Here is a 9,641-nt window from a genome sequence, read left to right as displayed (position 1 = left end):
CTCCGTACCCGCGCCTGCCCCCGTACCCGCGTCCGCCTCCGTACCCGCGCCTGCCCCCGTACCCGCGTCCGCCTCCGTACCCGCGCCTGCCCCCGTCCCCGTAGCCCCCGTCCCCGTAGCCACCTTCGAAGAGGCCGCGGCGCCGCCCGCAGTCCCGGACCAGCCGGCGCCGGGCGCCCTGCCCCAGCGCCGCAGCCGCCGCCGGCCCCCCGGCGCGGCACCGGCCCCGGCGCGGGCCGCCATGCCCGCTCCGGCTCCGCCGCCCGCCTACGAACGGCCGTGGACCCCCGAGGCGGCCGGCGCGTCCGTGGCCAGCGTGGTCCAGGGCACCCGGCTCGGCCGCGCGCAGCTCGGCGACGCCCCCGCAGCTCCCCCCGGCGCCACCCCGCCTGACACCCCGTCACCCACCGCTGCCTCATCCGCCCCAGCCGTACCCGACGCCGCCTCACCCGACGTCGACTCCCCCACCGACGAGGAAGAAGGAGGCCGCTGATGGCCGGCACCATTTCCAAACTCCCCGATGTGGGCTGGATGCTCCGCCCGCTGACGCGGATACCGGGCGTACGGCACGCCGTCGTGGTCTCCGAGGACGGCCTGCGGATGGGCCACGAATCGGCGGAGGGGCTCTCCGGCGACGTACCGCGGCTGGGGCTGGACGAGGCCGAGTCGCTGGCCGCCGCCTGTGCGGCGATGACGGTGACCAGCCGGAGCGCGGCGGCCCTGCTGTTCGGGGAGAACGCGGGCGTACGGCAGTTGATGGTCGAGTCGGAGAGCGGGTTCATCCTCTTCACCTCGGCCGGGCTGAGCGCGTCCCTCGGAGTGGCCACCGAGGCCGACGCCGATGTCGGCCTGGTGGCCCAGCAGATGCAGCTCCTGGTGGCCAGGATCGGGGCGCACCTGAGCAGCCAGCCACGGGAACCGGTCACCCCCGAGTCATGACGGGGCCCGGGGAGGAGCGGACCACCGACGCGGTGCGGCCCTATGTGATCACGGGCGGCCGAGTGGGTTCCGCGCGGGAGGAGCTGCCGCTGGAGACGCTCGTACGCGCCTCGGGGAGCGCCCCCGATCCGTCCCTCCAACCCGAGTACCGGCGGATCGTGGAACGCTGCCAGGGGCTGCTGTCGGTGGCAGAGGTCGCCGCCCATCTGGGACAGTCGCCCGCCGTGGTGCGGGTGTTGCTCGCGGACCTCATCGACTGGGGCCATATCCGGGCGAGGCCGCCCGTACCCGTCGCCGAGCGCGCCGATATGGACGTGCTGAGAAAGGTGCTTGATGGGCTCGAAGCGAAACTCTGACGTGGTGAGCGTGGCGGGTGGGACGACAGTGAGCAGCGATGCGGCGACCGCCGGCACGTCGGACGGGACCGACGGGCACGGAGCCGACGCCAACGGCGAGGCCGACGCGGTGGACGCGACGAACGCGACGGGCACTGTGGGCGCGGAAAACGCGGTGAACACTGTGGACACGGTGAACACTGTGGACACGACGAACGCGATCGACCCGGCCGGAGCCCCCGACGCGCCCGGCGCCTCCGACGTCTACGTCAGCCCCAGCGTCTCCGGCGCTGCCAAGATCCTGGTCGTCGGCCCGATGGGCGTCGGCAAGACCACGCTGATCAGCACCGTCTCGGAGATCAAACCGCTCTCCACCGAGGCCACCATGACCCAGGCGGGCGCCCGCGTGGACACCGCGCCGCCCTCCGCCAAGACCACCACGACCGTCGCCCTCGACTTCGGCCGCATCACCCTCGGCGGCGAGCTGGTCCTCTACCTCTTCGGCACGCCCGGGCAGCACCGCTTCCTGCCCGCCTGGAAGGACCTGGCGCGCGGCGCGCTCGGCGCGCTCGCCCTCGTCGACACCCGCGACCTGTCGGCCTCCTTCGACGCCATCGGCCATCTGGAGGACCTCGACGTGCCCTTCACGGTCGCCGTCAACGCCTTCCCCGACAGCGCCCTGCACGACGAGGGCGAGCTGCGCACCGCCCTCGACCTGCTCCCCCGCACCCCGCTGGTGATCTGCGACGCCCGCGAGTACAAGTCGTCCCTCAAGGCGCTGATCTCGCTGGTCACGCACCTCATCACGCTCAACACCGCCCCCGCCGCGACCGCGGCGCCGCTCGCCTCGGAGCCGTCATGACCAGCACCGCCCCGATACCGCTGTACGGGCCGACGATGGACGGCGACGCGGCGGCCCTGTACGAGCGGATGCGCGCGGAGCACGGCCCGGTCGTGCCCGTATCCCTCGCCCCGGGGCTGGACGCCTGGCTGGTCCTCGGCCACCGGGAACTGCTCCATCTCACCCGCGACGAGCAGTACTTCTCGCACGACCCGCGCCGCTGGACCCCGCTGCGCGAGGGCCGGGTGCCGCGCGACTCGCCCGTACTGCCCATGGTCGGCTGGCGGCCCGCCCTGCTGTACGCGGACGGGCAGCAGCACCGGCGGATGCGCGGGGCCGTCGCCGACGCGCTGGCCCGCGTCAACGGGCACGAGCTGATCCGGTCCGTACGGGCCACCGCCGAGCGGCTCATCGGCGAATTCGCCGCCCACGGCACGGAGGCCGAACTGGTCGGCCAGTACGCCCGCGCCCTGCCCCTGCACGTGGTCACCGGGCTGCTGGGCATCGGGCCGGAGGCCGGGCCGCCGCTGGTCGAGGCGATCACCACCACCGTCGCCGCCACCGCCGAGTCCCCCGAGGCCAGCCGCCGGATGTCCGCCATGCTGCGCGACCTGATCGAGGAGAAGCGCCGCACGCCCGGCGACGACCTGGTCTCCTGGCTGCTCGAACACTCCGCCGGGCTCAGCGACGACGAGCTGCTGCACAACATCGTGGTGACCATCGTCGCGGGCAACCGGACCACCGGGAACTGGATCGCCACCACCCTGCTGATCCTTCTCACCGACCCGGCGTTCCGCTCCTCCCTCTCCCGCGGCCACCTCACCGTCGACGACGCGCTCGACCTGGTCCTGTGGCGCTTCCCACCGACCCAGAACTTCCCCGCCCGCTACGCCACCCGTGACCTGTCCTTCGGCGGCCAGGACGTGCGCGCGGGCGACATGCTCGTCCTCGGGCTCGCGGGTGCCAACGCCGACCCCGAGGTGCTGCCCGCCGACGGCCGGCCCGTCGTCGGCAACCGCTCGCACCTCGCCTTCGGCGCGGGCCCGCACACCTGCCCGGCCCAGGACCCGGCCCGCCTGATCGCCCGTACCGCCGTGGACACCCTGCGGCACCGGCTGCCCGACCTCGAACTCGCCGTCGAGGAGTCCGCGTTGACGTGGGCCGCGTCACCATGGACGAAGGAGCTGGCGGCCCTGCCCGTACGGTTCAGCCGGCCCGCCCTCGCCGCCACGGCACTTGGAGACCCGAGATGACTGTTCCTCCCGCCGCACCCGCACCGCACCTCCTCGACACCGAAGCGGGCCAGCACGCCGTCAACGAACGGCTGCGCGCCCACGGCACGGCGGCGCCCGTGACGCTCCCCGGCGACGTGGCCGCCTTCGCCGTCACCGGCCACGAGGAGCTGAAGGAGTTCCTCGGCCACCCCGACGTCGCCAAGAACGCCTGCCACTTCGCGGCGATGCGGGCGGGCGAGATACCGCCGGGCTGGCCGCTCGCCACCTTCGCCACCGTCGAGGGCATGACCACCGCCGACGGGGCCGATCACCGGCGGCTGCGCTCCCTGGTCACCAAGGCGTTCACGGCGCGCCGCGTCGAGGCGCTGCGCCCCCGGATCGAGAAGCTGACCGAGGACCTCCTGGACCGGCTGCCCGGCGCGGTGGCCGCGGACGGCGTGGTGGACCTGCGGCAGCACTTCGCCTATCCGCTGCCGATGAGCGTCATCTGCGAACTCCTCGGCGTGGACGCCGAGCTGCACGACCGGCTGCACGAGCTGTCCAATCTGATCGTCAGCACCGTCGTCGAGCCCGCCCAGGTGCTGTCCGCCAACCGCGAGATGGTCGCGATCCTCACCCATGTCGCCGAGGTCCGCCGCGCGGACCCGGGCGACGACCTGACCAGCGCGCTGATCGCCGCCCGCGAGGAGGACGGCGACCGGCTCAGCGAGCGCGAGCTCGTCGGCACCCTGCTGCTGATGATCATCGCGGGCCACGAGACCACCCTGAACCTGATCAACAACGCGGTACGGGCGCTGTGCGCGCACCGCGACCAGCTGGAGCTCGTACGGAGCGGCGACGCCTCCTGGGCCGCCGTCGTCGAGGAGACCCTCCGCTACGACAGCCCCGTCAGCCACTTCCCGTTCCGCTACCCCACCACCGACCTGGAGGTCGGCGGCGCGGTCATCCCCGAGGGCACGCCCGTGCTCGCCTCCTACTCCGCCGCCGGGCGCGACCCGCGTACGTACGGGCCGGACGCGGACCGCTTCGACGTGACCCGGCTCGGCGGCCGCCACCTCTCCTTCGGCCACGGCCCGCACTTCTGCCTGGGCGCGCCGCTGGCCCGGCTGGAGGCGACCATCGCCCTCGACCGGCTCTTCGCCCGCTACCCCGAGCTGGACCAGGCGGTTCCGGACGCGGAGCTGGCACCGCTGCCGAGCTTCGTCGGCAACAGCACGCAGAGCCTGCCGGTACGGCTCACTCCTCTCACCCCTCTCACTCCTTAGGCCCTGCCCTTCCCATGGGTGTCATGCCCTCCGGCTGGCTAGCCTGGCCGGAACAGCGAGGCGAGGAGGGCATGTGACGGGCTGGACCGCGCACGACATCCCTGACCAGAGCGGCCGCACGGCGGTGGTGACCGGCGCCAACAGCGGCCTCGGCGAGGTGACCGCCCGCGAACTCGCCCGGCGCGGCGCGAAGGTGGTGATGGCCTGCCGCGACGAGGCGCGCGGCCGGGCCGCCGAGCGGCGCGTCCGGGAGCGCGTACCGGGCGCGGACGTGCGGTTCGCGCCGCTGGACCTCGCGAACCTCGCGTCCGTACGGGACTTCGCGGCGTCCTTCCCGGACCACGCGGGCGGCGCCGACCGGCTGGACCTGCTGATCAACAACGCGGGCGTGATGGCGCTGCCGCCGCGCCGGACGGTCGACGGCTTCGAGATGCAGTTCGGCACCAACCACCTGGGGCACTTCGCGCTGACCGGGCTGCTGATGCCGCATCTGCTCGCCACGCGTGCGGGCGCGCGCGTGGTCACCCTCTCCAGCGGCTTCCACTTCCTGGGCTGCGTGGACCCGCGCGACCTCAACATGGAGCACCGCTACCGGCGCTGGATCGCCTACGGCCGCTCCAAGAGCGCCAACCTGCTCTTCACCCATGAGCTGGCCCGGCGGTTCACGGCAGCCGGTACGGACATGCTGTCGGCCGCCGCGCACCCCGGCTACGCGGCGACGAACCTCCAGACGGCCGGCGTCCGCATGGAGGGCCGCGCGACGGCCGCGCGGATGGTCGAGGCCGTCAACGGCATCGTCGCCCAGAGCCCCGAGGGCGGCGCCCTGCCCTCCCTGTACGCGGCCACCGACCCCGGCGTCGTCCAGGACGGCTTCTACGGGCCCCGCAACCAGGTGCGCGGCGCGCCGGGCCGCTCGCTGCGCGCGCGATGGACGCTCAACGACACGACGAGCGCGGGGCTGTGGGCGGTGTCGGAGCGGCTGACGGGGGTTTCGTACGCGGCGCTGAAGGGCTGACCGGGCCGGCCCTGTGAGGCTTACTCCACTCCGGCCGCCTGGAGCAGCCGCCTGGCGCCCTCGCCGTCGATACGGTCGGTGAGGGCGCGCAGCTCCGCCGCGCCCTCAAGGAGGAAGCCGTGGGCCGCCGACCGGCGGGCGCCGGTGTCCAGGAGGTGCCACAGGAGCGGGTTCGACGCGAGGACCTTGGGGTCCAGTTCGACGCGCCGGCCGCCCGCGTCGCGCAGGATCAGCCGTGGTGCCATGCCGTCGGCGGATCGTACGAGGGTGAGCACGTCGGTCCGTACGAGCCGCTCGCGCAGCAGACCGCGTACGGCCAGCCAGCCGTCGCCCGCGCGCACGCGCGGCGGGAAGAGCACCACGAAGAGCAGCAGCGCGATCCCCGCCCAGCAGCCCGCGCGCGCCGCGTCGAGGCCGCCCCGGCCGAGGTCGATGAGGATCAGCAGCGCGCCGAGCGCGCCGGAGCAGTACACGGCGGCGCGCAGGTCGCCCGCCCAGCACCGGTCCGTGACGAGGACGCCGCCGGACCGGCCCGGGGGCGCGGTGCGCTGCGCGCGGCCCCGGTGCTGCCGTGTCGAACCGAGCTCTCGTCGCCGTCCCATGCGGGGACGGTAGATCCGCCGCTCGGGCCCGTACGGCGGTGTTGACGCTTCGCTGACGTGCGCGCCGGAGAGCTTGACGCCGTTCTGACACCGCTGTCGTGCGGGGGCGCGCCTTCGCCCGGCGGCGGCGTCAAGGACGCGTGAAGATCTCGGCGCCGCGCGCCAAGACGCCGCCAAGGCCCTGCGCCCGGCCGCCTGATCGCGCTCACGCTGGTCCTCCCACTTCACGGAGGTATGCGAAGAGATGTCCACGCTGGCCAAGAAGCAGCAACCGGCCGCCGGGACCGCCGAGGAACCCCCGGGCGGTGGGCCCGCGGCGGAGGACCGACATCGGCTGACGGCCACTCAGGGGCTGGCGGCCCTGTCCCTGGACGCGATGGCGTCCGTGGCGTACGGGCCGGAGGCCATCGTCCTCGTACTGGCCGCGGCCGGGGCGCACGGCCTCGGCTTCACGCTGCCCGTCACGCTGGCGATAGCCACCCTGCTCGCGGTACTGGTCGCCTCGTACCGGCAGGTCATCGCAGCCTTCCCGGACGGCGGCGGCTCGTACGCGGTCGCCAAGCGCCACCTGGGCCGCCGCACGAGCCTGGTCACGGCGGCGTCCCTCGTCCTGGACTACGTCCTGAACGTGGCCGTGTCGACGACGGCCGGCGTCGCGGCCCTCACCTCCGCCTTCCCCGCCCTGTACGGGGACCGGGTGTGGCTCTGCCTGGGCGTGCTCGCCCTGGTCACGGGCGTCAACCTGCGCGGGATCGTCGACTCGGCGAAGGCGTTCATCGTGCCGACCGCCGTCTTCGTCGGCTCGATCCTGACGATCGTGGCGGTGGGCCTCTTCCGCTCGTCCCCCGCGAGTACGGCCGCGTCCGCCGGTCACGCGTCGGTGCTGGGCCACAGCGCCACGGGCGTCGGCGCGCTCCTGCTGCTGAAAGCTTTCGCCTCCGGCTGTTCGGCGCTGACGGGCGTAGAGGCGGTCGCCAACGCGGTGCCGAGCTTCCGCGCCCCGGCGGCCAAGCGCGCGCAGCGCACGGAGATCGCCCTGGGGGCGCTGCTGGGCGTGATGCTGATCGGCCTGTCCGTGCTCATCGGCCGCTTCCACCTCCAGCCCGTCGAGGGCGTGACGGTCCTGGCGCAGCTCGCGGACGCCTCTCTGGGTCACAACTGGGCGTTCTACGTGGTGCAGTTCGCGACCGTGGTCCTGCTGGCCCTGGCGGCGAACACCTCCTTCGGCGGCCTGCCGGTCCTAATGGGACTGCTGGCCCGCGACAACTACCTCCCCCACGTCTTCGGCCTCAAGGCGGACCGCCAGGTCCACCGGCACGGCGTACTGGCCCTGGCCGCCGTCTCCGCCGCCCTGCTGGTCTTCTCCGGCGGCGACACCAACACGCTGGTGCCGCTCTTCGCGATCGGCGTGTTCGTGGGCTTCACCATCTGCCAGGTGGGCATGGTCCGCCACTGGCGGCAGGAACGTTCCGCCAGGTGGCGCGGCAAGGCCGCGCTGAACGGCTTCGGCGCACTCCTCACCGGCGTTTCGGCGGTAGTGGTAACCGCCACCAAGTTCGCCGACGGAGCCTGGCTGATCGTCCTGATGCTGCCGGTGTTCGTCCTCGCCTTCGAGACCGTCCACCGCGCGTACGCCCGCATCGGCACCCGCCTCGGCCTGGGCCGCGTCCCGGAACCCCCGCACCGCTGCCACTCGGTGGTGATCGTCCCCGTCTCCCACCTGTCCCGCCTCACCAGCGAGGCGCTGACAGCAGCTGTGTCGTTGGGGGACGAGGTACGAGCGGTGACGGTGACTCAGCCGGACGCGGAGGGCCGGCGAGCGGCGGAGTCCCTGCGCCGCGACTGGGAGCTGTGGCAGCCAGGCGTTGATTTGATCGAACTGCCGGCGCCGACGCGGGCCTTGGGCCGTCCCATCGTGGAATACGTGCAGACCATGACCGACCGGCATCCGTCGAACCGGGTCACGGTGCTTATCCCGGAGGTGGAGCCGGTGCATGTGTGGCAGCGGTTGCTTCAGAACCAGCGGGGGGCGGTGATGGCGCACGCGGTGCGAAGGGATACGGATGCGGTGATTTGTCGGTTGCGGTTTCGGTTGGGGTGAGGGGCGGGCATCCCCCGCATACGCGGGGACCATCAGCATCAGGGGGCGCGGCCCGCGCCGGCCGTGGGGCCACCCCCGCATACGCGGGGACCATACTGCGTGACCTGCTGCTTCAGGTCGGCAAACCTAGGTTTTTAACCACTTGCGTAGACTCCGACATAAGCCGCAAACCACCACCTCTGGGCCGCATACCTACCGTTGGAACAACGAGAGCAGCCCCACCAGAGTGCCCGCGACGCCAGGCAGCGTGGCGGGCGTCGGCAGCGGCCGAGGGCCCTGCCCCACCGCCGCCACCCGCTGCTCCAGGTCTGCCCCCTGCCGGCTGGCATGGTCGCCGCAGCGCTTGGGCAGGGCGCGCCTGTCGTCTGCTCAGACGGAACCAACCTCCACGGTGCCGCCCAGCCGCTTCGGATCGGGCGGCGGGGCGCGAACGTACGGCGTCGTCCAGGGCGTAGAACGCGTCTGTGATCGGTAGCCGGACCTCGTCGGGGAGGTGGGCTTGGTGGGCGTAGACGATGGTTCGGGCGTCGTCGAGGGCTCGTGTGCACATGGCGAGTTGCAAGGTCTCCATGGCTTCGCCGAGTCCGGGGCCGATCTCCAGGGCGGCGTGCGGCGGGTGGCGGTTGCCGGGGTGGTTCACGACTCGGGTTCCTCGGCGTCGAGGTCCGCACCCGCTGCGATCAGGGCGCGGACGGCGGTCGAGGGACTCAGGGCAGTGCCCGGTGGGATCACCCAGTGGGCCCGTGGCCCATCCCAGGTGTGAGGTGCGGGCAGGCCCATGTAGTGGGCTTCGCGGTCGGTGGTGGTGACGCACTCCGCTGCCGCGTTCCATGTGGCAGCGGTGCCGGGTGGGACGAGGACTACGTAGGTTTCGCGGTGGAGGAAGACGGGGCCAGTGACGCCGAGGCGGTGGAGTATCGCCCGTACCCGTCCGACGTCGCTGCCGTCAGCCACGGCGTGCACCAGTGGAGCGGGCAACTTCACCGCGTCCCAGGACGGCCCGACCAGGAACAGGGCGACGCCCCTGCGCCACCACTCATCCTCGGCCGCGTGCGCCGCCGCCCGGTCGGCGGTCAAGAGCCGGGCCGCTGTGTGGTCCTGCCCCAGAGTGATCATCAATTGCCCTCCCAGCATGCTTCCGCGCCACGGTCTGGGTGGGCGCCATGCTCAGCGCTCGCATGCGCGCGTCGCCCTTCCGCTGTCGGTTCTCCTAAGTGGGTGTTCTGTGAGCCTTCGCTCGGGTTCACTTTGTCGGGCGGGGCATGGTGAACAGGCCGGGTTCGGGCTCGGTGAGGATGCCGCGGCTCA

9 protein-coding genes and 1 pseudogene are annotated in these 9,641 nt (G+C 73.0%); 8 read left to right on the top strand and 2 right to left on the bottom strand.

Annotation, left to right across the window (positions count from 1 at the left end):
* The 7 genes and pseudogenes from AB0I22_RS36015 to AB0I22_RS35985 all read left to right on the top strand — a co-directional run.
* A pseudogene (locus tag AB0I22_RS36015) lies at positions 1-493 on the top strand (hypothetical protein); the annotation flags it as partial.
* The gene (locus tag AB0I22_RS36010; protein WP_363135239.1) at positions 493-939 is read left to right on the top strand and encodes a roadblock/LC7 domain-containing protein; all 447 of its coding nucleotides are present in this window, start codon (positions 493-495) and stop codon (positions 937-939) included. The pseudogene AB0I22_RS36015 and the gene AB0I22_RS36010, both read left to right, overlap by 1 nt.
* A complete protein-coding gene (locus AB0I22_RS36005; RefSeq protein ID WP_363135238.1) occupies positions 936-1,295 on the top strand; it encodes a DUF742 domain-containing protein in 360 nt (119 codons plus the stop codon). Before AB0I22_RS36010 ends, AB0I22_RS36005 begins: the two co-directional genes overlap by 4 nt.
* A 28-nt stretch (positions 1,296-1,323) precedes the next feature.
* A complete protein-coding gene (locus tag AB0I22_RS36000) occupies positions 1,324-2,136 on the top strand; it encodes an ATP/GTP-binding protein (RefSeq protein ID WP_363135237.1) in 813 nt (270 codons plus the stop codon).
* Complete coding sequence (locus tag AB0I22_RS35995) at positions 2,133-3,368, top strand: cytochrome P450 (protein ID WP_363135236.1); 1,236 nt, start codon at positions 2,133-2,135, stop codon at positions 3,366-3,368. Before AB0I22_RS36000 ends, AB0I22_RS35995 begins: the two co-directional genes overlap by 4 nt.
* Positions 3,365-4,615: a cytochrome P450 gene (locus tag AB0I22_RS35990; RefSeq protein ID WP_363135235.1), complete on the top strand. Its 1,251-nt coding sequence runs from the start codon at positions 3,365-3,367 to the stop codon at positions 4,613-4,615. The genes AB0I22_RS35995 and AB0I22_RS35990 overlap by 4 nt, the downstream gene beginning before the upstream one ends.
* 73 nt (positions 4,616-4,688) lie before the next feature.
* Positions 4,689-5,630 (top strand): oxidoreductase, encoded by a 942-nt coding sequence (locus tag AB0I22_RS35985; protein ID WP_363135234.1) that lies wholly within the window; start codon positions 4,689-4,691, stop codon positions 5,628-5,630.
* A gap of 20 nt (positions 5,631-5,650) precedes the next feature.
* Here AB0I22_RS35985 and AB0I22_RS35980 read toward each other — a convergent pair whose 3' ends face one another.
* Positions 5,651-6,232, bottom strand: a complete 582-nt coding sequence (locus AB0I22_RS35980; RefSeq protein ID WP_363135233.1) for a hypothetical protein — start codon at positions 6,230-6,232, stop codon at positions 5,651-5,653.
* A gap of 244 nt (positions 6,233-6,476) precedes the next feature.
* Here AB0I22_RS35980 and AB0I22_RS35975 point away from each other — a divergent pair, with 244 nt between their 5' ends.
* On the top strand, positions 6,477-8,333 hold the full coding sequence (locus tag AB0I22_RS35975) for an APC family permease (RefSeq protein WP_363135232.1): 1,857 nt from the start codon (positions 6,477-6,479) through the stop codon (positions 8,331-8,333).
* Positions 8,334-8,969: 636 nt separating this feature from the next.
* Here the strand turns inward: AB0I22_RS35975 and AB0I22_RS35970 are convergent.
* Positions 8,970-9,449, bottom strand: coding sequence for a hypothetical protein (locus tag AB0I22_RS35970; protein ID WP_363135231.1), 480 nt, complete (start codon positions 9,447-9,449; stop codon positions 8,970-8,972).
* Positions 9,450-9,641 lie beyond the last annotated feature (192 nt).

The organism is Streptomyces sp. NPDC050610, from assembly GCF_040654875.1.
Taxonomy (GTDB): domain Bacteria; phylum Actinomycetota; class Actinomycetes; order Streptomycetales; family Streptomycetaceae; genus Streptomyces.
The sequence above is the reverse complement of the archived record's forward strand: the minus strand, read 5'-3'. Positions and strand labels throughout refer to the sequence as shown.

Excerpts from the sequence above, each read along its gene's own strand:
- AB0I22_RS36010 (WP_363135239.1), top strand. The coding sequence starts at position 493 with ATGGCCGGCACCATTTCCAAACTCCCCGATGTGGGCTGGATGCTCCGC.
- AB0I22_RS36005 (WP_363135238.1), top strand. The coding sequence starts at position 936 with ATGACGGGGCCCGGGGAGGAGCGGACCACCGACGCGGTGCGGCCCTAT.
- AB0I22_RS35975 (WP_363135232.1), top strand. The coding sequence starts at position 6,477 with ATGTCCACGCTGGCCAAGAAGCAGCAACCGGCCGCCGGGACCGCCGAG.
- AB0I22_RS35990 (WP_363135235.1), top strand. The coding sequence starts at position 3,365 with ATGACTGTTCCTCCCGCCGCACCCGCACCGCACCTCCTCGACACCGAA.
- AB0I22_RS35995 (WP_363135236.1), top strand. The coding sequence starts at position 2,133 with ATGACCAGCACCGCCCCGATACCGCTGTACGGGCCGACGATGGACGGC.
- AB0I22_RS35970 (WP_363135231.1), bottom strand. The coding sequence starts at position 9,449 with ATGATCACTCTGGGGCAGGACCACACAGCGGCCCGGCTCTTGACCGCC.
- AB0I22_RS35980 (WP_363135233.1), bottom strand. The coding sequence starts at position 6,232 with ATGGGACGGCGACGAGAGCTCGGTTCGACACGGCAGCACCGGGGCCGC.